A 25,257-nucleotide genomic window follows, 5' to 3' on the forward strand; every position below is an offset into this window, starting at 1 on the left:
GGGCGAAATTTTTATCTCTTCCTCGTCGACTCCACGTTTCCCCACTACACTTGCTGTGTCGCGGTTGGCTTTTGTCGCCAACGCTTATTGGGCGGCCCGCATGCAAACAGCACAACGGATCATCAATCATTATCGCCGTAATCGTTTCATTGTTTGCACGATTTGTGCACTGGTCACGCTCATTCTTACGTTGAGCACCCGATTTATTTCGGAGCGGAACTTAAATCACCATCGCACGGTTGCATTCGCGAATCATGCCGTTGATGCGCTGGATAATGTGCTGCATCCTCTCCTGGTCGGACGAAACATACTGCTACCCTTACTTGAGCTTCCGTGCGCGACCGCGCATTTGCCGTTGCGTAAGCAAGCCGCCCGCCTGCAAACCATTCGTTCTATCGGGCTGGTAAAAGAGGGAATTCTCTACTGCTCAAGCATTTTTGGCGCCCGTAACACTCCCATACGCCAGCTTCAGCCCGATCTTCCCGCAGTCGGCGATCTGCTGCTACTTTCCACAGACCAATCGTTACTCAAGGGAAGCCCGATCCTCATTCAGTGGTATCCCGCCTCTGCCGATGGCCAGGATGGCGTGATGGAAATTGTGAATATTGACTTGCTGACGACTATGCTACTTGAGCCGCAGCAGCCGCAAATTACCAGCGCCAGCCTGACGGTCGGCAAACGGCACCTGTTATATGGTCGGGGCGTGGTCGATACTCTTCCGGAATTAAAAAAAGATGAAGAGCGTTACCAGCTTTCATCGCGACATTTCCCTTTTACTATCAGCGTCAGCGGGCCGTCGGCAGGCGTACTGGCGTTCAAACATCTCCCGACGCAGTTACCGCTGGCCGTATTGCTTAGCCTGTTGATCGGTTATATCGCCTGGCTGGTAACGGCCAGCAGAATGAGCTTTTCCTGGGAAATTAATCTGGCCCTTGCCGAACGGGAGTTTGAGCTATTTTGTCAGCCGTTGCTTAATGCCCGCACGCAGCAATGTACCGGCGTTGAGATCCTGTTACGCTGGAACAACCCGCGCCAGGGCTGGATCTCACCGGATGTTTTTATTCCTATCGCCGAGGAACATAACCTGATAGCGCCGCTGACCCGCTATGTGATTGCGGAAACCATTCGGCAGCGGCACTACTTCCCCATCAACCATCAGTTTCATATCGGCATCAATGTAGCGGCAAGCCATTTCCGACACGGCGTGCTTCTCAAAGATCTTAATCAGTACTGGTTTAGTGCGGAACCTGTTCAGCAACTGGTGCTGGAGCTCACGGAACGCGACGCGTTGCTTGACGTTGATTACCGCCTGATGCGCGAGCTGCATCGTAAAGGCGTGAAGTTAGCCATCGATGATTTTGGCACAGGAAACAGCTCGCTCTCCTGGCTGGAAAAACTGCGGCCGGATATTTTGAAAATCGATAAATCCTTCACCGCCGCCATCGGTACCGATGCGGTCAATTCAACGGTGACCGATATTATTATCGCGCTGGTGCAAAGACTGAATATTGAACTGGTTGCGGAAGGGGTCGAAAACCAGACGCAGGCACAGCATTTGCGCCAGCATGGCGTGCAAATGTTACAGGGCTATCTCTATGCGAAGCCGATGCCCATTAGCGAATTTCCACAGTGGCTGGCGGGCAGCGCGCCGCCGCCCGCCCGGCATAACGGACAGATTATGTCCGCGATGCCGCATCTATAGACTTGATTCCTGCGTGTGACGTCATTCCTCTTCGTCGTGGGCAGGCTGTTCTTTAACAATTCGAACCAGATCGACACGATAGTCGTTGGCCTCGACAATGGTGATCCGCAGGGGCGGAACATCAATGACATCGCCTACACGAGGAATATGGCCATTAGCGGCGATCACTAACCCCGCGACCGTCGCAATATCGCCCTCTTCGTTCACCAGATGATCAACTTCCAGCGCCTGCTGTAGCGCATGGAGATCGGTGCCGCCCTTCACTATCCAGCCCTCGGCATCGGCAACGATTTCCGGCGTTTCATCGGCATCCGGGAACTCACCGGCAATCGCTTCCAGCACATCCAGCGGCGTAACCAGCCCCTGCACCACGCCGAACTCGTTAGTGACGATAACGAAACTGCCGCGCGCGCGGCGCAAAACGCCTAACAGATTGATAGGATCAAGCGTTTCCGGCACCACTATCGCCGGGGAAGACGCGGCGATAGCCGCAACATCCGCGCCCTCTTCCAGCGCCACCAGCAACTCTTTCGCGCGAACGATACCGATAATTTCATCCAGCTCGCCCCGACATACCGGGAACAGGCTATGCGGAGAAGAGAGTAACTGCTGACGGATTTCAGCTACGCTGAGATTCGCATCCACCCAACTAATTTCGCCTCGCGGCGTCATAATGCCGCGCAGGGAGCGCGACGCCAGAGTCAGTACGCCGTTAATCATGTAGCGTTCTTCTTCGGCGAAGGCGCCTTCCGACACCGATATCGCGGCCGGGCTATCCGTCTCATGTTGCGTACTCGCCTGACGTTTACCGCCCATCAGACGCAGGATAGCGTCCGCAGTACGCGCGCGCAGCGGCAACGTGGACTGATGACGAATAAAGTTGCGGCGCGCAATCTGGTTAAACACCTCGATAACGATCGAGAAACCAATTGCCGCGTACAGGTAGCCTTTCGGAATATGGAAACCAAACCCTTCCGCCACCAGGCTCAAGCCGATCATCAGCAGGAAACTCAGACAGAGCACCACCACCGTCGGATGCTGGTTGACAAAACGGGTCAGCGGTTTTGACGCCAGTAGCATCACCGCCATCGCAATCACCACCGCCGCCATCATAACCGGCAGATGGTTTACCATACCTACCGCCGTAATCACGGCGTCCAGCGAGAAGACCGCATCCAGGATGACAATCTGCGTGACTACCACCCAGAAGCTCGCATAGCCTTTACCGTGTCCGGTGTCATGCTCGCGGTTTTCCAGACGTTCATGCAGCTCGGTGGTCGCTTTAAACAGCAGGAATATACCGCCCAGCAGCATAATTAAATCGCGGCCGGAGAAGGTAAAATCCCAGACGGTAAAGAGCGGCTTTGTTAAGGTCACCAGCCACGAAATAATGGACAGCAGCGCCAGACGCATAATCAGCGCCAGCGAGAGCCCGATAAGACGCGCTTTGTCACGCTGCTTTGGCGGCAATTTATCGGCGAGGATCGCGATAAAGACCAGGTTATCGATACCCAGGACAATTTCCAGGACGACGAGCGTGAGTAAACCCACCCAAATTGAGGGATCCATTAATAATTCCATGACAAGCTCCTGCTTAAGGAATGACTAAACGGCGCCCACAACATCTCAAAGGATGCAGGCGGTAACGCAATAAACAAAGTAAGGCTATGGCAAGATATGCCAGGTTGACAGGCGCAAAACGGCCAAAGAGTGAAATGACGTCGGTGACGATCCATACAACGGGCTGCTGCCCTATACCCCATTCTAATTAAACGGAAGCTAAACATAACAGAGACAACTGGTTTTTGGCAAAGATTTACCTTCCTTTGCAAAGAGATGTAACCAGGATATTTTACACTTCGAAATTTCTCATTATCGAAAACAAAATTACGGATCTCCATCACACAAAATATTTTTTTCGATATCTAAAATAATTCACGAAAATCATGCGTTTTTCGTTGTAACCCTCATCTGAATCGATTCGCTTGCGGACGGCGATTCAAAAAATACATCTGTCAAGTTGATGTGTTGACAATAATAAAGGAGGTAGCAAGTGACCATTGCTATTGTTATAGGCACACATGGTTGGGCTGCAGAGCAGTTACTTAAAACAGCCGAAATGCTGTTAGGCGAGCAGGAAAACGTCGGCTGGTTCGATTTCGTTCCAGGCGAAAATGCCGAAACGCTGATCGAAAAGTACAACGCTCAGTTGGCTAAACTCGATACCAGTAAAGGCGTGCTATTTCTCGTTGATACATGGGGAGGCAGTCCGTTTAATGCTGCCAGCCGCATTGTCGTCGATAAAGAGCGCTATGAAGTTATTGCCGGCGTCAACATCCCGATGCTGGTCGAAACGTTTATGGCTCGTGACGACGATCCAAGCTTTGACGAGCTGGTCGCACTGGCGGTAGAAACCGGTCGTGAAGGCGTAAAAGCGCTGAAAGCGAAACCGGTAGAAAAAGCCGCGCCAGCGCCAGTCGCCGCCGCGCCAAAAGCGGCCGCACCGGCAAAACCGATGGGCCCGAATGATTATATGGTTATCGGGCTTGCCCGTATTGATGACCGCCTCATTCACGGTCAGGTCGCTACCCGCTGGACCAAAGAGACCAATGTCAGCCGTATTATTGTTGTGAGCGATGAAGTCGCGGCGGATACCGTACGTAAAACGCTGCTGACGCAAGTTGCGCCGCCGGGCGTTACGGCGCATGTGGTTGACGTCGCGAAAATGATTCGCGTCTACAATAACCCGAAATACGCCGGTGAACGCGTGATGCTTCTGTTTACCAATCCTACCGACGTCGAGCGCATCGTTGAGGGCGGCGTGAAAGTCACTTCCGTGAACATTGGCGGTATGGCCTATCGTCAAGGTAAAACGCAGGTGAACAACGCCGTTTCCGTCGATGAAAAGGATATCGAAGCCTTTAAAAAGCTCAACGAGCGCGGCATCGAGCTTGAGGTGCGTAAAGTTTCCACCGATCCGAAACTGAAAATGATGGATTTAATTGCCAAAGTGGCGAAATAACCGCCGGCATTTAATTAGCTTTCACACTTAAGATAGCAATAGGAGAAGTACAATGGAGATTACCACTCTTCAGATTGTGCTGGTGTTCATCGTCGCATGTATCGCGGGTATGGAGTCGGTACTTGATGAATTTCAGTTCCACCGTCCGCTGATCGCCTGTACCTTAATCGGCGCCGTTCTGGGGGACATGAAAACCGGTATTATCATCGGCGGTACTCTGGAAATGATCGCTCTGGGCTGGATGAACATCGGTGCTGCCGTTGCGCCTGATGCCGCACTGGCGTCCATCATCTCTACCGTTCTGGTCATCGCCGGGCATCAAAGCATTGGTGCCGGTATCGCGCTGGCGATTCCGCTGGCGGCGGCAGGCCAGGTACTGACCATTATCGTTCGTACCATCACCGTGGCATTCCAGCACGCGGCGGACAAGGCGGCTGAAAACGGCAACCTGACGGCGCTCTCCTGGCTGCACGTTTCTTCTCTGTTCCTGCAGGCAATGCGTATCGCTATCCCGGCGGTTATCGTTGCCATCTCTGTAGGCACCAGCGAAGTACAGGGGATGCTGAATGCGATTCCTGAAGTCGTCACAGGCGGTCTGAACATCGCCGGCGGCATGATCGTCGTGGTTGGTTATGCGATGGTTATCAACATGATGCGCGCAGGCTACCTGATGCCGTTCTTCTACCTCGGTTTCGTCACCGCGGCTTTCACAAACTTCAACCTGGTCGCACTGGGTGTCATCGGCGCAGTGATGGCTATTCTTTACATCCAGCTGAGCCCGAAATACAACCGTGTAGCGGGCGCGCCTGCAGCGGCTGCTGGCAATAACGATCTCGATAACGAACTGGACTAACAGGTGAGCGAAATGGTTGATATGACTAAAACTACCACCGAGAAAAAACTCACTCCGAGCGATATTCGCGGCGTATTTCTTCGTTCTAACCTGTTCCAGGGGTCATGGAACTTCGAACGTATGCAAGCGCTGGGCTTCTGCTTCTCTATGGTGCCAGCGATTCGTCGCCTGTATCCGGAGAATAATGACGCGCGTAAACAGGCGATTAAACGTCACCTGGAGTTCTTTAACACCCATCCTTACGTTGCGGCGCCGGTACTGGGCGTAACGCTGGCAATGGAAGAAAAGCGTGCGAATGGCGCAGAGATTGACGATGGCGCTATCAACGGTATCAAAGTCGGTCTGATGGGACCGCTGGCAGGCGTCGGCGACCCTATCTTCTGGGGTACCGTCCGTCCAGTATTCGCGGCGCTGGGCGCAGGTATTGCGATGAGCGGCAGCCTGCTTGGTCCGCTGCTGTTTTTCATCCTGTTTAACCTGGTGCGTCTGGCGACCCGTTATTATGGCGTGGCTTATGGCTACCGCAAAGGCGTCGATATCGTTAAGGATATGGGCGGCGGCTTCCTGCAAAAACTGACTGAGGGGGCGTCAATCCTCGGCCTGTTTGTCATGGGGGCATTGGTTAACAAGTGGACGCATGTGAATATCCCGCTGGTGGTTTCCACCATCACCGGTCAGGATGGTCAGACACGCGTTACCACCGTGCAAACCATTCTCAACCAGCTGATGCCGGGTCTGGTTCCGCTACTGTTGACCTTTGCCTGTATGTGGCTGCTGCGTAAGAAAGTTAACCCGCTGTGGATTATCGTGGGCTTCTTCGTCATTGGTATCGCCGGCTACTCCGTAGGACTGCTGGGCCAGTAAGGCTGTTGTACACTACCGGGGCCAAACGGCCCCGTTTTTTATTTCTCTGGAGGATAAATGACTATCACGGACCTGGTGCTGATTCTCTTTATTGCCGCATTATTGGCTTACGCTCTCTACGATCAGTTCATCATGCCCCGTCGCAATGGCCCCACTCTGCTTTCTATAGCCCTGCTCCGCCGCGGTCGCGTAGACAGCGTTATCTTCGTTGGGCTGGTCGCCATCCTTATTTATAACAACGTAACCAGCCACGGAGCGCAGATGACCACATGGTTATTAAGCGCGCTGGCGTTAATGGGGTTTTATATATTCTGGATCCGCACGCCACGGATCATCTTTAAACAACGTGGCTTTTTCTTCGCCAATGTCTGGATAGAATATAACCGTATTAAAGAGATGAATTTATCGGAAGACGGCGTACTGGTGATGCAATTAGAACAACGACGCTTGCTTATCCGTGTACGCAATATCGACGATCTGGAAAAAATATATAAAATTCTTATTGAAAATCAATAATCTAAGATATAGCCTCAACTATGTTTTTCGAATTTTATTTCGAATCATAATATAGCTAAGGCTATATTTTCTATTGATCAATTGTTATTTAATTTAACGTTTTATTGATGAATAAATCTAAATGAAAATCGTTTTCAATTAGAAGGCAAATAATATTTTATCGCTGTTGTTTTATATTCTAAAAATATGTTAATGTTGCGCCGTCAATTGGGGAGTAGCCGATTTCCAGACTCCGGAAATGTACGCGTCAACATACTCGTTGCAAAACGTGGCGCGTACGGACCAGCCGCCGCTGGTCAGGCGAGACCATAGGCGCATCAACTGCTGTGTATTTCGTCACAGAATGGCGACATGCATGTTTGCTGGGGGCAGTGATGTGTTTAATGGATACCCCGGTCAGGACGCTGTCATGCACTTTACTGCTACTGTTCTTCTCGCTTTCGGCATGTCGATGGATGCTTTCGCGGCATCAATTGGCAAAGGCGCCACCCTACATAAACCCAAATTCTCAGAAGCGTTGCGTACCGGTCTTATCTTTGGCGCGGTTGAAACGTTGACCCCGTTGATCGGCTGGGGGCTGGGGATATTGGCGAGTAAATTCGTTCTGGAATGGAACCACTGGATAGCCTTTGTTCTGCTGATCTTTCTGGGCGGACGCATGATCATCGAAGGTATCCGCGGCGGTAGTGATGAAGACGAAACACCGTTACGCCGCCACAGCTTTTGGCTATTAGTCACGACGGCTATCGCGACCAGCCTCGATGCGATGGCGGTTGGCGTCGGTCTGGCGTTTTTGCAGGTAAACATCATCGCAACCGCATTAGCTATCGGTTGCGCCACGCTTATCATGTCCACCCTCGGGATGATGATCGGTCGCTTTATCGGCCCAATGCTGGGTAAGCGTGCTGAAATTCTCGGCGGGGTCGTACTGATAGGAATTGGCGTCCAGATCCTCTGGACGCATTTTCACGGTTAACGGTTACGCTGCCAGAGATGAAGGTTGAAATCCGTCTGGCAGCTAAGTCCGGCGCTGGCGGCCAGTTGTTCCCACACGTCTGGCCTGGCGCGCCAGGCAAATGGCGTCATTTGCAACAGTGCTACAGCCGCTTCGGCGGTGAGCTGCATGTGATAAGCAAGGCGGGTACTCTGCTGCAATGTGAATCCGTCGAGCTGCTCGGTATACGGCGCATGTAAACGCACCTCATCATAAATGAGCCCTTTTAGTTCCATCAGATGATGCGGCCCTGGCGTGGCGGTAACGACCCAACCACCAGGTTTCACCACACGCGCCAATTCCTGCGCCTTACACGGGGCGTAGATTCTGATCACCGCATCCATTGACGCATCGGCAAAGGGCAGTCGATGGCTTGACGCCACACAAAACTTCACCTGCGAATAGCGCTTCGCCGCCGCTTTGATCGCCGTTTTAGCAACGTCCAGTCCAAACGTGGTGACTCCCGGCAACGCCTCGGCAAAAGCATGAGTGTAATACCCCTCGCCGCAGCCGATATCCAGAATCGCCGTGGCCGACTGATCCAGCCGCTCGCGCAACAGGTTAATCACCGCATCGCGCAGCGGCTGATAATGGCCCGCATCAAGAAACGCTCTCCTCGCCTGCATCATTTCGGCGCTGTCGCCCGGATCGCGCGAACGTTTATGCTGTACCGGCAGCAGATTGATGTAGCCCTCTTTCGCCACATCAAACTGATGGCGCTGTGGACATATAACGCTGTTATTAATCTGCGTAAGCGGCTGATGGCAAAGCGGACAGGTAAACGACATGACAACTCCGGACTGGGGCGCTAAAGGGCGCAAGTGTAACGCGAATTGCGCCCCGGGAAAATCCTTTACGAGCCCGGAACCGCAGCGTGGCTGCCATGCATCACCAGAAGGTGATCTGAATCGGCTGGCATACCGTCTGGCTCAACATTTTCCAGCCGCAGCACATCGCCCATGATCTGGCTGAATACGGGCGCAGATACCGCGCCGCCATAATAAGCCCCATTTTGCGGATTATTAATCACCACCACCAGCGCAAATCTGGGGTTACTTGCCGGCGCGACGCCTGCGGTATATGCCACATACTTATCGACGTATTTACCATCATCGCCAATTTTTTTCGCCGTCCCGGTTTTGACCGCAATACGGTAGTCTCTTACTGCGGCTTTTGTTCCGCCGCCGCCAGGCAACGCGACGCTCTCCATCATATGTTCCACCTCGTGCACCAGTTCTTCCGGCATTACCCGCGTGCCGATCACGGGCGGATCAACTTTGGTGATCGATAACGGACGGTAGATACCAAAGCTGCCAATCGTGGCATAAACATGCGCCAGTTGCAGCGGCGTCACCATTAATCCATAGCCAAAAGCGAAGGTAGCGCGATCTAAATCACTCCAGTAACGGCGTTTCGGTAATAACCCGCTGCTCTCTCCGGTGAGACCCAGTCCGGTAGGCACGCCGAAACCAAAGCTTTTATAAGTATCCATTAATTTCTGCACCGGCATCGCCAGAGAAAGGTGAGAAACGCCGGTATCGCTGGATTTTTGCAAAATGCCGGTTAATGTCAGTTCCGGATAGTAACCGACGTCGCGGATACGGTGTCCATCGAGAGTAAAAGGATGGGTATCGATAACGCTGTCCGGCTGCACGATGCCCTGCTGTAACGCAGTCATAATGACCAATGGCTTCACAGTAGAACCGGGTTCGAAGGTGTCGCTAATCGCGCGGTTACGAAAATCGTCCAACTGCGCGCCTTCACGGTTGTTCGGGTTGAAATCCGGGTAGCTCGCCATCGAGAGAATTTCACCCGTTGGGATGTTAATCAATACGGCAGCGCCGGATTCCGCTTTGTTCCAGATGACGGCGTTATCCAGCGCATCTTCGGTAACCGTTTGCAGACGTTCATCAATGCTAAGCTGAAGTTCATGAGCAGGAACCGGATTCACTTCCGTAATGTTCTCAATAACGTGACCAAATTTATCTTTACGCACCAATCGGGAGCCCGGTTTTCCCGTCAGTTGCGCGTTAAAGCTCTTTTCAATACCTTCTATTCCCTGCCCGTCGATATTGGTAAAGCCGATCAAATTGGCCGCTACGTGTCCGGCAGGGTAAAAACGGCGCGACTCTTCCCGCAAGGTTAATACCCGGTAGATTCAGTTTATCTATCCATTCGGCTTGCTGGGGTGAAACCTGGCGCGCAAGGTAGATAAAACGGCCTGCCGGGTTACTGTTTACCCGTTCCGCAAGCGTACTGAGAGACAGATGCAGGGCGCTGGCCAGCGCCTGCCAGCGCTCATTGTAGCCAACGCCGCCTTTGCTTATGATAGTCTTCGGTTCGGCCCAGACAGCATTAACCGGAACGCTCACCGCTAAGGGTCGCCCTTCTCTGTCGGTGATCATGCCGCGTGGAGAGGCCGTGGTCACTTCACGAAGCGAGCGCATATCTTCTTGTTTCACCAGTTTCGACGGCGTAACAATTTGCAGCCATGCCACCCGCCCTAACAACAATGCCATACTGAGCAGAATGGCAGTGCAAAGTAGTGCAAAACGTATGGGCGTAAAATTACGGGTATCGCCGTCGCTTTTCTTTTTCACCTGATCTCCAGCCGAATCATTTTTCAGGTGATTGATTTAACGGGAAACGGCCGGAAAAACCAGAAAAAACAATGCTAATAACATCGCGCCTTTGCAACAAATCGCTAACGAGAGCGCATCCAGACACATTTTGAAGGATATTGAATTAAAAAGCCCCGCTTTTAGCGAGGCTTTATATCTGAGGCTGACGCGACAAACGCATCAAATCAGTGGTGTCGATCAGATAGCTGTTACGTTAACAGCAGCCGGACCTTTCTGGCCGTCCTGAATTTCGAACTCAACGTTCTGGCCTTCAGCCAGAGTTTTGAAACCATTGCCCTGGATAGCGGAGAAGTGTACGAACACATCTTTGCTGCCGTCAGCCGGAGTAATGAAGCCAAAACCTTTGGATTCGTTGAACCACTTAACTTGACCTTTAATCTTTGCCATTTGCAAAATTCCTTAGAGTGTTTTCTTTGCCCGTAGGCATAACATAGATAAAACTGAGACATTACTGCTTGAGGCACTAATATAAGGTTCGGCAGAGAAGCGGTATTCAACGTCAACGTGTTTACTCAGGACTTCTTTACTGAAAATGCCACACATAAACAGAACTGTACCTCGTTTAACCCAAAGCCTGTTATCACATACAACGTTAATTATGGCAAGCCATTTTTAAACGTGTCTCGATCCGTCGCGCAAATTACGAGAACCTTCACAAATTGACAGCACGTTTATGCAACAAAATTGCGAAAGATATATCCTCACGCGCTGACGGACTCCTGACAACGTCACTGCTGAAAAGCCATTTTTCTACCATAGCTCAATAACTTCGCTTCTTCCAGTGCATCAAATCACATTTAAAAGCTGTATTTTTCATATCACTTTTTATGCTGAGTTATGCATAAATTGTCACAATGATAAAAAACACCTTTTAATCAAAATAATAGAAAAGAAAAGCGATTTTCGACACCGCTTTTTGTGATGTTCTGCGTCTTTACAGAATGCCTTAAAATAATGAACAAACAATGACAATCCATAAAGAGAGAGAAACGTTTCGCTTTTAATAGAGAATGAGCGGTATCACAAAAATGCCATATGTCCATTTGTTATACATATAAAACTATGTTGCATATAAAGCCATATATTAGGTAAGGTGTTGATGCTGTAGTATCAGTTGCAAACGGCAACGCGGAGAGATCCGACGGGGAAATGGGGCGTATGGCACTGGCGCCATTTGCGCCCCGGTAAGCATTATCGTTCAGCAACCAGACGAATGATGTCCTCATCCTCTTTCGGTTCGCTTGCCGCTGTTGCGGGTTCCGCTTCTTTTTCTGGTTCGTTTGCTTCGCAAAGGCGGCGTAACAACGCGTTTTGCCGCTTCTGTTGATCCAACAACGCTTCGAGCAGTTCTATCTGCTCGTTGGCACGGGAACTTGCCCGGTTGACAAAGAACCAGAGCGCCAGCCCCACCACCAGAACCACCATTGATACTATTAAAGATGCAAGAGAAAACGCACCAGAGTTTAAAACGTCGTTCATTTCACCACCTCAATGTAGAGACGTCATTCTACCACTGCTACACGGGAAGGAAATCTCTGGTGTAAAACGTTTACCAGGGAATAAATTTATTGATGGCGCAAATACCGCTGAAAAATTGTACATCCTGATCGCACATGATATTAAACACCTGCGCCCACAGCAACAGGCATACTACCACCACGATGCCGAGAACGACCCATCGAAATTTTTTCACTCCACTCTCCGATCTTACATCTTATGTCGCTAAATTATCATGAGTTACTTAAACCAGGAGTAACTGTAGCGGCATTATATGTTTTTAGGAATGATTCACTTGTTTCAATCAATGTACACGCTACTCTTATTCTAACTAAAAAAGAAAAGAGGTAGTAATGCGTTTGATCATTCGCGCAATTGTATTGTTTGCCCTGGTGTGGATAGGCCTGCTGATGAGCGGCTATGGCATCCTGGTGGGAAGTAAAGTGAACGCTGCGGGGCTGGGTTTACAGTGCCATTACCTGACCGCACGCGGCACCAGCACGGCGCAATATCTCCATACCAACAGCGGCATTATTGGCTTTTCCGACTGTCCCATTTTCAGAAAAATCGCCACCGTGGTGGATAATGGCTAAGCGGCAATAAATAATTTCACAGTGAAACTATCACCAATAATTCCCCTATATTGGCTGTTGTTCATAAGTACTGTTAAATAATATTTTAATAACCGTTAAATAAGCCGACAGATATTATCTACTTTTACGATTTCATCCCACCCGATGTTATAAAAAAAGCAGCTACATTTTTCGTAGCTGCTTTTTTTTAACGTCATGCTAATAACGTTGCTTAGAAGGGATAATCGTTGTAACCCATTTGTTCAGAAATTTTACGCGCGGCGGCGTGTAACATAGCCACATATTCCTGTAGGCGTTCTTCTGAAAAACGCAGCGTCGGGAACGAAATGCTTAACCCTGCGATGACTACGCCAAAACGGTCAAATACCGGTACGCCGATACAACGTAATCCTTCTTCCTGTTCTTCGTTATCTTCACCGTATCCTTGCGCACGCACTTCATCCAACAGCGGCAGCAACGCTTCAGTGCTGGTAATCGTGCGTCCCGTGCTTTGCTTATACTCTACGCCGTCGAGAATCTGCTTAACCTCATCACGGTCGCGCCAGGCCAGAAGCACTTTACCGATGGCCGTACTGTACAGCGGATTACGACGCCCAATACGTGAGTACATCCGCAGATTGTACATAGAGTCAATTTTATGGATATAGACAATGCTGTCTTCATCCAGCGCGCCAAGATGGATAGTTTCTTTTGTCAGACGAGACAGTTCGCGCATCTGAATGTCCGCACTGCGGATGAGATCAACATTTTGCAAAGCTCGCGCGCCCAACTCAAACAGCTTTAGCGTCAGAGAGTATTTTTCAGACTCCCCCTCCTGAGCCACGTAGCCCAGCGTTTTCATGGTTTGCAAAAAGCGATAAACGGTGCTTTTCGACATCATGACGCGCTGCGATAGCTCGGTAATCCCTATTTCACGCTCTTCACCCAGCGCCTGCAGAATGCCGAAAACTTTCAGCACAGAAGATACAGAATCAGGCTGCTTATCCAGATCTGCGTTTGCCATTTATCACCTCATTACGAGCGTTTTATAAAATTCAGAACGAGTTTTTATTATAATTTCACGCTAGGTCGCCCGCAATCCATCTTTGCTTACTTCGTTACAAATCTGCGACATAACAACTCAGTATTAATGCTAACATTATTATTCAGCTCATAATTCCCCTTATTACAAAATACTTATGGAAAAAACACGGGCCGATGGCCTGCCCCTCCCGCAGAGATACGGCGCTATCCTGACGATTAATCGGTATTTCGATGGCGGTTCTGGATGGCGCAATCGCTAATGTCGCGCTGCCAACCATTGCGACTGATTTACATGCCTCCCCTGCCAGCTCTATCTGGATTGTCAATGCGTACCAAATCGCCATTGTCGTCTCACTGCTTTCCCTGTCTTTTTTAGGCGACATGTTTGGTTATCACCGGATCTATAAATGTGGTTTAGTGGTATTTCTGCTTTCATCATTGTTTTGCGCGCTTTCAGACTCGCTGCAGATGCTGACGCTGGCGCGCATCGCGCAGGGATTTGGCGGCGCGGCGCTCATGAGCGTAAACACGGCGCTGATTCGTCTTATCTATCCCCAGCGTCATCTGGGACGAGGCATGGGAATTAACTCTTTTATCGTCGCAGTCTCTTCCGCCGCGGGTCCGACGATCGCCGCGGCGATTTTATCTATCTCATCATGGAAATGGCTGTTTCTGATTAATGTCCCGTTAGGTATCATCGCGTTAATTCTGGCCATCCGCTTTTTACCAGCAAACATCGCCCATGACACTAAGCCGCGCTTTGACTTACCGAGCGCGGTAATGAATGCGCTCACATTTGGCCTGCTGATTACCGCATTGAGCGGCTTTGCCCAGGGACAGTCGCTAACGTTGATTGGCGCAGAGCTGCTCGTTCTGGTCGTGGTCGGGTTTTTCTTCGTGCGCCGCCAGCTTTCTTTGCCCGTCCCTTTGTTACCCATCGACTTGTTACGCATTCCGCTTTTTTCACTCTCGATCGGCACGTCAATTTGCTCGTTCTGCGCGCAAATGTTAGCCATGGTCTCGCTACCTTTTTATCTGCAAACCGTGCTGGGCCGTAGCGAAGTAGAAACCGGCCTGTTATTGACGCCCTGGCCACTGGCAACGATGGTGATGGCGCCGCTGGCGGGATACCTGATAGAACGTCTTCATGCCGGTTTGCTGGGGGCGCTGGGAATGGTGATAATGGCAGCCGGGTTGTTTGCGCTGGTCATGTTGCCAGCCTCCCCCTCCGATCTGAATATTATCTGGCCAATGATCCTTTGTGGCGCAGGGTTTGGCCTGTTCCAGTCGCCGAATAATCACACCATTATCACTTCCGCGCCGCGTGAGCGCAGCGGTGGCGCCAGCGGGATGCTGGGCACGGCGCGACTGTTAGGCCAAAGTACTGGCGCCGCGCTGGTAGCGCTGATGTTGAACCAGTTTGGCGATAGCGGTACGCATCTTTCGCTGCTCGCAGCGGCGATCCTGGCGACTCTCGCGGCGGTAGTGAGCGGTTTACGTATTACGCAACCACGCGTTCAGGCGTAAAAAAAGCGCGTCATTCGACGCGCTTTTCATACTTGCCAGTGGGCTTATTATTTCAGGTACTCGCCGCTACGCAGCGCTTCAATGCGTTTATCCAGCGGTGGGTGCGTCATAAACAGCTCGCTTAACGATTTCGATTTACCGTTAATACAAAACGCCATCATGCTGGTCGCTTCTTGCGGCTCGTAGCTGGTTTTCAGGCGCTGCAACGCGGCAATCATTTTTTCACGGCCAACCAGCTTCGCCGAACCCGCATCGGCATGAAACTCACGGTAACGGGAGAACCACATGGTGATGATGCTCGCCAGAATACCGAAGACCAGTTCCAGCACTGTCGCAACGGCGAAATAGATTAGCGGATTACCGTTACTTCCTTCGCCTTCATCACGGTTGCCGCCCAGAAAACCAGCAGCAATTTGCGCGATAATGCGCGAAATAAAGATAACGAAGGTGTTAACCACCCCCTGAATCAACGTCATCGTCACCATATCGCCATTGGCAATATGGCTGATTTCATGCGCGATGACGGCTTCCGCTTCGTCAGGGCTCATGTTTTGCAACAAACCGGTGCTCACAGCGACCAATGAGGCGTCACGGCGTGCGCCCGTCGCAAACGCGTTAATGTCCGGCGCATGGTAGATAGCAACCTGCGGCATGGCGATACCGGCCTGGCGCGCTTGCGTTGCTACGGTGTTCATCAACCAGCGTTCTCTTTCATTGCGAGGCTGTTCAATAACTTCCCCTCCTACGGATTTTAACGCCATCCATTTGGACATCAGCAATGAAATAAAAGAACCGCCAAAACCAAACAGCAGCGCCATGATCAGCAAGCCTTGCACGCTGCTCGACTGTATCCCTGTCAGGCTCAGAACCAGCCCGAAAACGACCATCACGGCCAGGTTCGTCAGCAGGAAGAGCGCGATTCGCATCATAATTTTCTTTTAACCTCAATTTAACAAAGCGCACTATGCGATTACCCACATCGTATGGGTCTTATGGCTATTTTCAAGCATCACCAGGCGGTAAGTCACGAGAAAAACACAACTTTACATTTTGTAGCATTATCCTGACGACTTCTGCGCTTGTTAAAAAAAACAGGCACAATTTTTTGTGCCTGTTTAGCGTTACTTATTGGCTGCCGCCTGCTCCGCTGGTTTTTCTTTTTCAAGATGCGCCAGGTCCAGAGCAATCTTCACCGTTTCATCAAGGTACGGGTCCGGCTCCTGGTAATCCTTTGGCAGATCGTCCAGTTTCTTCAGCAACGGTTTACCCTCACGTTTAAACCGATCGTTAATACGCGCCAGACGCAGAGCGTCTTCTTCATTGTTTTCTTTCTCACGCTGCGCATAATTCAGAGAGACGATGTTGCGCTTATCCTTCATGGCATTGAAACGTGCGATATCCTTCATGATGTACTGAAACTCAGGATCTTTGGCGATACGCGCGTTGTGTTCTTTCAATAATTCCGGGCCAAACGGGGCCAAATCGTCCGATTTCACGTATTTCGCCGCATCAATGCTATCCCACGGCAAGGCGTTATCTTCAAATTTTTCTCCGGTTTCCGTCTCTTCATTGCCAGTCGGCATGATGATATCCGGCGTGACCCCTTTACGCTGCGTACTACCGCCGTTGACACGGTAAAACTTCTGAATGGTGTACTGCACCGAACCCAGCGCAGGCCATTCCGGGCGAAGCATCTGATCGTAAATTCGGTTTAGCGAACGATATTGCTGTACCGTCCCTTTACCGAAGGTCGGCTCACCGACAATCAGCGCGCGACCATAATCCTGCATCGCGGCAGCAAAGATTTCCGATGCCGAGGCACTGAAACGATCGACCAGCACCACCAGCGGGCCTTTGTAGTAGACCACGCCGTCGGTGTCGCTATCCTCACGCACTTTGCCGTTATTGTCGCGCACCTGAACTATCGGACCAGAAGGGATAAACAGACCGGAAAGCGAAACGGCTTCCGTCAGCGCCCCACCGCCGTTTGAACGCAGATCGATAACGATGCTGTTAACGTTCTGTTTTTCCAGCTTCTGAAGCTGAACTTTGACATCATCGGTCAAGCCAACATAGAAGCCTGGAATATCCAGTACACCAACTTTTTCCTTGCCGACGGTTTTCACCGACATTTTAACCGCGCGATCTTCAAGACGAATCCGTTCACGCGTCAGCGTGATAATACGCGTTTTCGTCCCTTTGCCAGCCGGCAGTATTTCCAGTCGAACCTTGCTGCCTTTCGGCCCTTTGATCAGCGCCACCACATCGTCAAGACGCCAGCCAATAACGTCGACCATCGGTTTTCCGGCCTGCCCTACGCCGACGATACGATCGCCGACGCTAATCGACTTGCTCTTCGCTGCCGGGCCGCCGGCAACCAATGAGTTAATGACAGTATAATCGTCATCCATTTGCAGCACCGCGCCGATACCTTCCAGAGACAGGCTCATTTCGGTATTAAACTGCTCGGTATTGCGGGGAGAAAGATAATTCGTATGCGGGTCGATTTCACGCGCAAAAGCGGTCATCGCCAGCGAGAACACATCTTCACTGTTGGTCTGCGCCAGGCGGCGAATAGCGAATTTGTAGCGACGCGTCAGCGTTTCGCGAATTTCTTTGTCGCTCTTGCCGGTGAGTTTCAGACTGAGCTCATCGAATTTCACTTTACCATCCCACAGCGCATTTAGCTCAGCCTCATCTTTCGGCCAGGGCGCTTTACTGCGGTCCAGGTTAAACGTATCGTTTCCGGTGAAATCCATTGGCCGTTCCAGCACTTTTAGCGCGTACTGGTAACGTTCAAACCGGCGCTTTTGCGCCAGGTTATAAAGATCGTAAAAAACATCCAGCTTACCCGTGCGCAGCTCATCGCCCAACACGGTTTTCTTTTTCGCAAACTGCTCGACATCGCTCGCCAACAAAACGTTGTGGCTATAGTCGAGAAGATTCAGATAGCGATCAAAAATCTTTGCCGAAAATGCCTCATCCAGATCGAACTGGCGATAGTGGGAGCGGGTAAAACGCGACGTTACGCGCTCGCTCACCGTCGCATGTTGCGTCTCTTCCTTTAGTACGGGAATTTGATCGGCACGCGTAATATCTTCCACGGCGAAGGACTGGCCTGCTAATGCAAGCAGGCCAGCTAACGCGGTAAGCCTAAAAAAAGTGTTCATGCCAGGCCTGGCCTCCGTTTCAGAACACCAGGTGTTCTGCGCGTACAATCAAAGACATACCCGAATTCAGCTGTACACGGACACCATCTTTGGTGATTTCTAATACGGTGGCATCCATCGCATTATTACCCGCTTTCACCTTGAGGGACTGCCCTACGGTCAATACTGAAATATCAGAAACCGGCGTGTGCTTCTCTTCGCGAGGCGCACGCGGCGCTTTCGTCGTCGGTTTATCAGCGCGAGGTTTACGTTCAGCGCCTTCTTTACGACGCGCTACCGGGCGAGGTTTACGCTCGCGTCGCGGCGCGTCTTCTTTTTCGCCAGCCGCCGCGGCAGCTTCGCGTTTTTTCGCTTGCTGCTCTGCGCGCTGCGCCTGAACACGGGCTTTGGCTTCTTCAAGCTGCTTACGCGCATGTTCGACATGCTGTTCTTCCAGCTCGCCGCACGGATTGCCATCAAGGTCGACGCGCGTTGCGCCCGGCTTAACGCCGTACAGGTAACGCCAGCTTGAAGTATAAAGACGTAAAGCGGAACGAAGTTGCGTTTTGCTGAGGTTCATTTCGCCCCCAACTCGCTCTACCAGATCCTGAAAAATACCAATTTTCAGCGGGCGAGCTTCGCCTTCCGCACTAAAACAGTGAGGAAAACGCTCGGCCAGAAACGCGATAACTTCTTTACTGCTATTCAACTTAGGTTGATTTTCCATGAAATTTCCTGATTACAACGGACGTAGCCAACAAGCAACAGGCATGAACAGGCGTCATTATAATGACGCCATCAGTAATTGCTACGTTATCCGTTGATTATCCTGCAACGCTCGCAAAGAATTTTTTGTAATCCGTCGTTGCAAGCACGGTTTCAAGCTGTGCGACCAGCGTACGCAGGCCGTGTTCATCTTCTTCGGTAAAACGGCCAAACGCCGTGCTATCTATATCCAGCACGCCGATAATCCGTTCGCCAACCGTGACAGGCAGCACAATTTCGGCGTTGCTGGCGGCATCACAGGCAATATGGCCGTCAAACGCATGAACATCATCAATACGTTGAACCTTATTCTGCGCTACCGCTGCGCCACACACGCCGCGACCAACCGGAATCCGCACACAGGCGATTCGCCCCTGAAACGGCCCCAACACCAGCGTATCGCCTTCGAGGAGATAAAATCCCGCCCAGTTCACCTCGGTAAGGCGTTCGAACAGTAGCGCGCTGGTATTCGCCAGCGTGGCCAGAAAACTGGTTTCACCTGCCATTAACGACTGAAAATCGCGGTTTAACGCCGCGTATAGTTCTGTTTTGCTCATTATATAATCACTTCGTGGTCTTACTCCTAAACACAGGCTATTAAAATAAGCATTAAATGCGTTCTTGCTCAAGATTATTCCTGTCATGAGTTAAGATTACATTATTCTAACACTTTGATTCACGATACATGGCTCTGAACACCTCACACGTCACGCCAACAAAAAAGCTAACGATCAGGTCAATTAGCGAAGCGCTGCCGCGCAGCCACTACCAGCGCTGCCCTGAATGCGACATGCTGTTCAGCTTGCCGGAGATGAGCGCTCATCAAAGCGCTTATTGTCCTCGTTGCCAGGCCAAAATTCGCGATGGGCGCGACTGGTCGCTGACGCGACTGACCGCGATGGCGGTAACCATGCTGCTATTGATGCCGTTTGCCTGGAGCGAACCGTTACTCCATATCTACCTGTTGGGCGTACGCATTGATGCCAATGTGATGCACGGCATCTGGCAAATGACGCAGCAGGGCGATCCGTTAACCGCCGCAATGGTGCTCTTTTGCGTGGTGGGCGCGCCGCTTATTCTGGTTTTTTCAATTGCTTACCTGTGGTTTGGCAGCCTCCTCGGCATGAATCTGCGTCCAGTCCTGCTGATGCTGGAAAAACTGAAAGAGTGGGTGATGCTGGACATCTATCTGGTCGGTATTGGCGTTGCCTCTATCAAAGTGCAGGACTATGCCTTTCTGCAGCCGGGCATCGGGCTTTTAGCGTTCGTCTCGTTGGTGGTTCTTAGCATTCTGACTATGATTCATCTGAATGTGGAGCAACTATGGGAACGATTTTATCCGCAGCGCCCTGCTCAACGTGCGGACGAAAGATTGCGCGTCTGTCTTGGCTGCCACTTTAGCGGCTATCCGGATGCGAAAGGACGCTGCCCGCGTTGTCATATTCCGCTACGGTTACGCAGAAAACAGAGCATACAGAAGTGTTGGGCGGCCTTGCTGGCGTCTATTGTCTTTTTGCTGCCGGCAAACCTGCTGCCTATCTCGGTAATCTACATTAATGGCGGGCGTCAGGAAGATACTATCCTGTCGGGCATTATGTCGCTTGCCAGCAGCAATATCGCCGTCGCCGCCGTCGTTTTTATCGCCAGTATTTTGGTGCCGTTTACCAAAGTCATCGTGATGTTTACGCTACTGTTGAGTATCCATTTTAAATGCCAACAGGGACTGCGGACGCGAATTCTGTTGCTGCGTCTGGTGACATGGATAGGCCGTTGGTCGATGCTGGATCTTTTCGTTATCTCGTTAACCATGTCTCTGATTAATCGCGATCAGATTCTGGCTTTTACTATGGGACCGGCTGCGTTTTATTTCGGCGCAGCGGTAATTTTGACTATTCTTGCAGTGGAATGGCTGGATAGCCGCTTACTTTGGGATGCACATGAGTCAGGAAACGCCCGCTTCGAAGACTGAAGCGCAAATTAAAACCAAACGCCGTATTTCACCTTTCTGGCTGCTACCGCTTATCGCGCTAATGATCGCGGGGTGGCTGGTATGGGATAGCTACCAGGATCGCGGCAATAGCGTGACTATCGATTTTATGTCGGCGGACGGTATCGTACCGGGCCGTACTCCCGTGCGTTATCAGGGAGTAGAAGTCGGCACCGTGGAAGATGTCAGTCTGAGCAAAGATCTGCGCAAAATTGAAGTTCGCGTCAGTATCAAATCAGATATGGAAGATGCGTTGCGCGAAGAGACGCAATTCTGGCTGGTGACGCCCAAAGCCTCGCTGGCGGGCGTTTCCGGCCTGGATGCGTTGGTCGGCGGGAATTACATCGGTATGATGCCAGGTAAAGGCAAGCCCAGAGATCATTTCGTCGCCCTGGATACACAGCCTAAATACCGGCTTAGCAACGGCGATCTGATGATTCATCTCCATGCGCCGGATCTCGGTTCGCTTAATAGCGGTTCACTGGTCTATTTCCGTAAAATCCCTGTCGGACGGGTGTATGACTATTCGATTAACCCTAACAAACAGGGCGTGACGATTGACGTTCTGATTGAGCGACGGTTTACCGATCTGGTGAAAAAAGGCAGCCGTTTCTGGAATGTCTCCGGCATTGACGCCGATCTAAGCCTGAGCGGCGCGAAGGTGAAACTGGAGAGCCTCGCAGCCCTGGTCAATGGCGCGATTGCGTTTGATTCGCCGGACAATTCCAAACCCGCCGCCCAGGATGACACGTTCGGCTTATATAAAGATTTAGCCCACAGCCAACGAGGGGTAATCGTTAAACTTGAGCTGCCCAGCGGAGACGGTCTGAAGGCGGAATCTACGCCGCTCATGTACCAGGGACTGGAGGTGGGTGAGCTTTCTAAACTGACGCTCAACCCTGGAGGTAAAGTCACCGGAGAGATGACCGTCGATCCCAGCGTTGTTCCGCTGATGCGGGAAAATACGCGTATTGAGTTACGCAATCCCAAACTGTCGCTGAGCGACGCGAATATCAGTTCGTTGTTAACCGGAAAAACCTTCGAGCTGGTGCCGGGCGACGGCGAACCGCGCAGTGAATTTGTGGTGGTGCCGGGTGAAAAGGCCCTGCTGCATGAGGCGAATGCCTTAACCCTGACGCTGACGGCCCCGGAAAGTTACGGCATCGAACCGGGCCAGCCGTTAATTTTACATGGTGTAAAAATTGGCCAGGTCATTGAGCGCAACTTATCCAGTAAAGGCGTGTCATTCACCGTCGCGATTGAACCGCAGCACCGGGATTTGGTACAGGGCGACAGTAAATTCGTGGTCAACAGCCGGGTGGATGTCAAAGTCGGCCTTGACGGCGTAGAGTTCCTCGGCGCCAGCGCCAGCGAGTGGATTGACGGCGGAATTCGTATTTTACCCGGTACGAGCGGGAAGATGAAATCCACCTACCCGCTCTATGCTAACCTGGAAAAAGCGCTGGAAAATAGTCTCAGTGACTTACCGACTACCACCTTAACGCTGACAGCCGAAACGTTGCCGGATGTCCAGGCAGGTTCCGTCGTGCTGTATCGAAAATTTGAAGTAGGCGAAGTCATCACCGTTCGCCCACGCGCCAATACCTTTGACATCGACCTGCATATTAAGCCGGAATATCGCCACCTGTTAACCAGCAATAGCGTGTTCTGGGCGGAAGGCGGCGCGAAGGTGCAACTTAACGGCAGCGGCCTAACGATACAGGCCTCGCCACTCTCCCGCGCGCTGAAAGGGGCCATTAGTTTTGATAACCTGAGCGGCGCCAGCGCCAGTCGGCGCAAAGGCGATAAACGCATTCTTTATGCTTCAGAAACCTCCGCTCGCGCGGTAGGCGGACAAATTACGCTGCACGCGTTCGACGCCGGAAAATTGGCGGAAGGGATGCCCATTCGTTACCTCGGTATTGATATCGGCCAGATCCAGACGCTGGAATTGATCACCGCACGTAATGAAGTGCAGGCAAAAGCCGTACTTTATCCGGAGTATGTACAGACATTTGCCCGCGCCGGGACACGTTTTTCCGTTATTACGCCACAAATTTCCGCGGCGGGCGTCGAGCATCTGGATACGATTCTCCAGCCCTATATTAACGTTGAGCCAGGACGCGGCGCGGCACGGCGCGACTTTGAACTGCAGGAAGCCACGATTACCGACTCACGCTATCTGGATGGGTTAAGCATCGTCGTGGAGGCGCCAGAAGCAGGCTCGCTTAATATTGGTACCCCCGTCCTGTTTCGCGGTATCGAAGTGGGAACCGTCACCGGAATGTCCCTGGGGTCGCTCTCCGATCGCGTGATGATCACCTTGCGCATCAGTAAGCGTTACCAATATCTGGTGCGGAATAACTCCGTATTCTGGCTTGCCTCCGGCTATAGTCTCGACTTTGGTCTGACAGGCGGCGTGGTGAAAACGGGGACATTTAATCAGTTCATCCGTGGCGGTATCGCCTTCGCTACTCCACCAGGTACGCCGCTGGCGCCAAAAGCGCAAGCCGGTAAGCATTTCCTGTTACAAGAGAGCGAACCGAAAGAGTGGCGTGAATGGGGTACCGCTCTGCCACGTTAAACACCCGGCTCCGGCGTACTCGCGCCGGAGCGTTTTATGCTACACTGCGCGCCTGTTTTTTTGCCGGCGATACACCTGTGGCTCAACACGCTGTCTATTTTCCTGACGCTTTTCTGACGCAAATGCGTGAAGCAATGCCTTCCACGCTCTCTTTTGATGAATTTATTTCGGCCTGCCAACGCCCGTTGCGCCGCAGTATACGCATCAATACGCTTAAAATCTCCGTGGCTGATTTCCTTGCCCTAATCGAGCCCTACGGCTGGTCGCTCACGCCAATTCCGTGGTGTCATGAAGGATTCTGGATCGAGCGCGATGATGAAGAGGCATTGCCGCTTGGCAGTACCGCTGAGCATTTAAGCGGCCTGTTTTACATTCAGGAGGCCAGTTCGATGCTGCCGGTCGCGGCCCTGTTCGCCGATGATAATCATCCGCAGCGGGTCATGGATATGGCAGCGGCGCCTGGCTCCAAAACCACGCAGATCGCTGCCCGCATGGGGAACCGCGGCGCCATTCTGGCCAACGAATTTTCGGCCAGCCGCGTCAAAGTTCTGCACGCTAATATCAGCCGATGTGGAATCGCCAATACCGCACTGACGCATTTCGATGGCCGCGTATTTGGCGCTGCGTTACCGGAGATGTTTGACGCTATCCTGCTGGATGCGCCCTGCTCTGGCGAAGGCGTAGTACGTAAAGATCCTGATGCGCTAAAAAACTGGTCGCCAGAAAGCAATCTGGATATCGCGGCGACACAGCGGGAACTGCTCGACAGCGCTTTTCATGCTTTACGACCCGGCGGCACGCTGGTCTACTCCACCTGCACGTTAAATCGCCAGGAAAACGAAGCGGTCTGCCTCTGGCTGAAAGAGACCTACGCCGACGCCGTTGAATTTTTGCCGCTGGGTGATCTGTTTCCTGACGCTGACCGCGCCCTCACCCCGGAAGGCTTCCTGCACGTCTTCCCGCAAATTTACGACTGCGAAGGATTCTTCGTCGCACGTCTGCGTAAAATGTCATCCCTTCCAGCCATGCCCGCGCCGGGGTATAAAGTGGGGGCGTTTCCTTTTACCCCCCTCAAAGGCCGCGAAGCATTACACGTTACCCAGGCGGCCAACGCCGTCGGACTGTTATGGGATGAAAATCTCCATCTTTGGCAGCGTGAAAAAGAGGTCTGGCTGTTCCCGGCAGAGATTGAATCACTGATCGGAAAAGTCCGTTTTTCCCGGCTCGGCATTAAACTGGCTGAAAGTCATAATAAAGGCTATCGCTGGCAACATGAGGCGACGATAGCCCTTGCCTGCCCGACTCATGCTCACGCATTCGAACTCTCTGCGCAAGAGGCGGAGGAGTGGTATCGCGGTCGGGATATTTATCCGCAAACACCCCCTGCCGCTGATGATGTCCTGGTGACGTTCCAGCGTCAGCCGCTTGGTCTGGCAAAACGTATCGGCTCAAGAATAAAGAACAGTTACCCGCGTGAACTGGTGCGGGATGGCAAACTCTTTACTGGTAATAGTTAAAAGGCGCACAAAAAAACCGCAC

General features: G+C 51.7%; 22 protein-coding genes, 2 pseudogenes and 1 riboswitch. Of the genes and pseudogenes, 11 read left to right on the top strand and 13 right to left on the bottom strand.

The window, feature by feature from the left end:
* Window positions 1-100: 100 nt before the first annotated feature.
* On the top strand, window positions 101-1,702 hold the full coding sequence (locus ACFK9X_RS13400; RefSeq protein WP_151116711.1) for an EAL domain-containing protein: 1,602 nt from the start codon (window positions 101-103) through the stop codon (window positions 1,700-1,702).
* 21 nt (window positions 1,703-1,723) lie between these two features.
* Here ACFK9X_RS13400 and yoaE read toward each other — a convergent pair whose 3' ends face one another.
* Together yoaE and ACFK9X_RS13410 are read right to left on the bottom strand one after the other, a co-directional pair.
* Window positions 1,724-3,283, bottom strand: coding sequence for a CNNM family cation transport protein YoaE (gene yoaE, locus ACFK9X_RS13405; protein ID WP_000421815.1), 1,560 nt, complete (start codon window positions 3,281-3,283; stop codon window positions 1,724-1,726).
* Window positions 3,271-3,603: a protein YoaL gene (locus ACFK9X_RS13410; protein WP_371061699.1), complete on the bottom strand. Its 333-nt coding sequence runs from the start codon at window positions 3,601-3,603 to the stop codon at window positions 3,271-3,273. Before ACFK9X_RS13410 ends, yoaE begins: the two co-directional genes overlap by 13 nt.
* Window positions 3,604-3,755: 152 nt before the next feature.
* On the opposite strand from ACFK9X_RS13410, the gene manX reads away from it, so the two are divergent.
* From manX to mntP, 5 genes are all read left to right on the top strand, one after another.
* Complete coding sequence (gene manX, locus ACFK9X_RS13415) at window positions 3,756-4,724, top strand: PTS mannose transporter subunit IIAB (RefSeq protein WP_151116713.1); 969 nt, start codon at window positions 3,756-3,758, stop codon at window positions 4,722-4,724.
* Between the two features lie 52 nt (window positions 4,725-4,776).
* On the top strand, window positions 4,777-5,577 hold the full coding sequence (gene manY, locus ACFK9X_RS13420; protein ID WP_000406918.1) for a PTS mannose transporter subunit IIC: 801 nt from the start codon (window positions 4,777-4,779) through the stop codon (window positions 5,575-5,577).
* A gap of 12 nt (window positions 5,578-5,589) precedes the next feature.
* Complete coding sequence (locus ACFK9X_RS13425; protein WP_151116715.1) at window positions 5,590-6,441, top strand: PTS mannose transporter subunit IID; 852 nt, start codon at window positions 5,590-5,592, stop codon at window positions 6,439-6,441.
* 57 nt (window positions 6,442-6,498) lie between these two features.
* On the top strand, window positions 6,499-6,957 hold the full coding sequence (locus ACFK9X_RS13430; RefSeq protein ID WP_000156279.1) for a DUF986 family protein: 459 nt from the start codon (window positions 6,499-6,501) through the stop codon (window positions 6,955-6,957).
* A gap of 196 nt (window positions 6,958-7,153) precedes the next feature.
* Window positions 7,154-7,255, top strand: a riboswitch (yybP-ykoY riboswitch).
* 111 nt (window positions 7,256-7,366) lie between these two features.
* Window positions 7,367-7,933 carry a manganese efflux pump MntP gene (gene mntP / locus ACFK9X_RS13435; protein WP_001518359.1) on the top strand — a complete coding sequence of 189 codons (567 nt, stop codon included), beginning with the start codon at window positions 7,367-7,369 and terminating at the stop codon, window positions 7,931-7,933.
* On the opposite strand, the gene rlmA is transcribed toward mntP, so the two are convergent.
* The 6 genes and pseudogenes from rlmA to mgrB form a co-directional block, all read right to left on the bottom strand.
* Window positions 7,930-8,739 (bottom strand): 23S rRNA (guanine(745)-N(1))-methyltransferase, encoded by an 810-nt coding sequence (rlmA, locus tag ACFK9X_RS13440; RefSeq protein WP_000010923.1) that lies wholly within the window; start codon window positions 8,737-8,739, stop codon window positions 7,930-7,932. The genes mntP and rlmA overlap by 4 nt on opposite strands.
* A 65-nt stretch (window positions 8,740-8,804) precedes the next feature.
* Window positions 8,805-10,551, bottom strand: a pseudogene (gene ftsI, locus ACFK9X_RS13445) (peptidoglycan glycosyltransferase FtsI).
* A 219-nt stretch (window positions 10,552-10,770) separates the two neighbouring features.
* On the bottom strand, window positions 10,771-10,980 hold the full coding sequence (gene cspE, locus ACFK9X_RS13450) for a transcription antiterminator/RNA stability regulator CspE (RefSeq protein ID WP_001062678.1): 210 nt from the start codon (window positions 10,978-10,980) through the stop codon (window positions 10,771-10,773).
* Window positions 10,981-10,992: 12 nt separating this feature from the next.
* Window positions 10,993-11,136: a DUF2627 domain-containing protein gene (locus ACFK9X_RS13455; RefSeq protein ID WP_001537930.1), complete on the bottom strand. Its 144-nt coding sequence runs from the start codon at window positions 11,134-11,136 to the stop codon at window positions 10,993-10,995.
* A 648-nt stretch (window positions 11,137-11,784) separates the two neighbouring features.
* Entirely contained in the window at window positions 11,785-12,072 is a 288-nt protein-coding gene (locus tag ACFK9X_RS13460) for a YebO family protein (protein ID WP_001000660.1), read from the bottom strand.
* A gap of 70 nt (window positions 12,073-12,142) precedes the next feature.
* The gene (gene mgrB, locus ACFK9X_RS13465; RefSeq protein WP_000714547.1) at window positions 12,143-12,286 is read right to left on the bottom strand and encodes a PhoP/PhoQ regulator MgrB; all 144 of its coding nucleotides are present in this window, start codon (window positions 12,284-12,286) and stop codon (window positions 12,143-12,145) included.
* Window positions 12,287-12,443: 157 nt separating this feature from the next.
* Between mgrB and yobH the strand changes: the two genes are divergently transcribed.
* Window positions 12,444-12,683: an invasion protein YobH gene (gene yobH, locus ACFK9X_RS13470; RefSeq protein ID WP_001236777.1), complete on the top strand. Its 240-nt coding sequence runs from the start codon at window positions 12,444-12,446 to the stop codon at window positions 12,681-12,683.
* 211 nt (window positions 12,684-12,894) lie between these two features.
* Here yobH and kdgR read toward each other — a convergent pair whose 3' ends face one another.
* Window positions 12,895-13,686, bottom strand: coding sequence for a DNA-binding transcriptional regulator KdgR (gene kdgR, locus ACFK9X_RS13475; protein ID WP_001262195.1), 792 nt, complete (start codon window positions 13,684-13,686; stop codon window positions 12,895-12,897).
* Between the two features lie 175 nt (window positions 13,687-13,861).
* Between kdgR and ACFK9X_RS13480 the strand changes: the two are divergent.
* Window positions 13,862-15,233: pseudogene (locus ACFK9X_RS13480) on the top strand (MFS transporter).
* Window positions 15,234-15,280: 47 nt separating this feature from the next.
* Here the strand turns inward: ACFK9X_RS13480 and htpX are convergent.
* The 4 genes from htpX to ACFK9X_RS13500 form a co-directional block, all read right to left on the bottom strand.
* Window positions 15,281-16,162, bottom strand: a complete 882-nt coding sequence (gene htpX / locus ACFK9X_RS13485) for a protease HtpX (RefSeq protein WP_000984498.1) — start codon at window positions 16,160-16,162, stop codon at window positions 15,281-15,283.
* A gap of 192 nt (window positions 16,163-16,354) precedes the next feature.
* Window positions 16,355-18,403 carry a carboxy terminal-processing peptidase gene (gene prc / locus ACFK9X_RS13490; protein ID WP_001091237.1) on the bottom strand — a complete coding sequence of 683 codons (2,049 nt, stop codon included), beginning with the start codon at window positions 18,401-18,403 and terminating at the stop codon, window positions 16,355-16,357.
* A 19-nt stretch (window positions 18,404-18,422) separates the two neighbouring features.
* On the bottom strand, window positions 18,423-19,109 hold the full coding sequence (gene proQ / locus ACFK9X_RS13495) for an RNA chaperone ProQ (RefSeq protein ID WP_000431401.1): 687 nt from the start codon (window positions 19,107-19,109) through the stop codon (window positions 18,423-18,425).
* A 97-nt stretch (window positions 19,110-19,206) separates the two neighbouring features.
* Window positions 19,207-19,704, bottom strand: a complete 498-nt coding sequence (locus ACFK9X_RS13500; RefSeq protein ID WP_001518229.1) for a GAF domain-containing protein — start codon at window positions 19,702-19,704, stop codon at window positions 19,207-19,209.
* A 128-nt stretch (window positions 19,705-19,832) separates the two neighbouring features.
* On the opposite strand from ACFK9X_RS13500, the gene yebS reads away from it, so the two are divergent.
* From yebS to rsmF, 3 genes are all read left to right on the top strand, one after another.
* A complete protein-coding gene (yebS, locus tag ACFK9X_RS13505) occupies window positions 19,833-21,116 on the top strand; it encodes a membrane integrity lipid transport subunit YebS (protein ID WP_001207294.1) in 1,284 nt (427 codons plus the stop codon).
* Window positions 21,085-23,718 carry a PqiB family protein gene (locus ACFK9X_RS13510; RefSeq protein WP_151116718.1) on the top strand — a complete coding sequence of 878 codons (2,634 nt, stop codon included), beginning with the start codon at window positions 21,085-21,087 and terminating at the stop codon, window positions 23,716-23,718. The genes yebS and ACFK9X_RS13510 overlap by 32 nt, the downstream gene beginning before the upstream one ends.
* 77 nt (window positions 23,719-23,795) lie before the next feature.
* Window positions 23,796-25,235 (top strand): 16S rRNA (cytosine(1407)-C(5))-methyltransferase RsmF, encoded by a 1,440-nt coding sequence (rsmF, locus tag ACFK9X_RS13515; protein WP_151116720.1) that lies wholly within the window; start codon window positions 23,796-23,798, stop codon window positions 25,233-25,235.
* The last annotated feature ends 22 nt before the right edge of the window (window positions 25,236-25,257 follow it).

The organism is Salmonella sp. WC3 (assembly GCF_042932255.1).
In the GTDB taxonomy this organism is placed as follows: domain Bacteria; phylum Pseudomonadota; class Gammaproteobacteria; order Enterobacterales; family Enterobacteriaceae; genus Salmonella; species Salmonella enterica.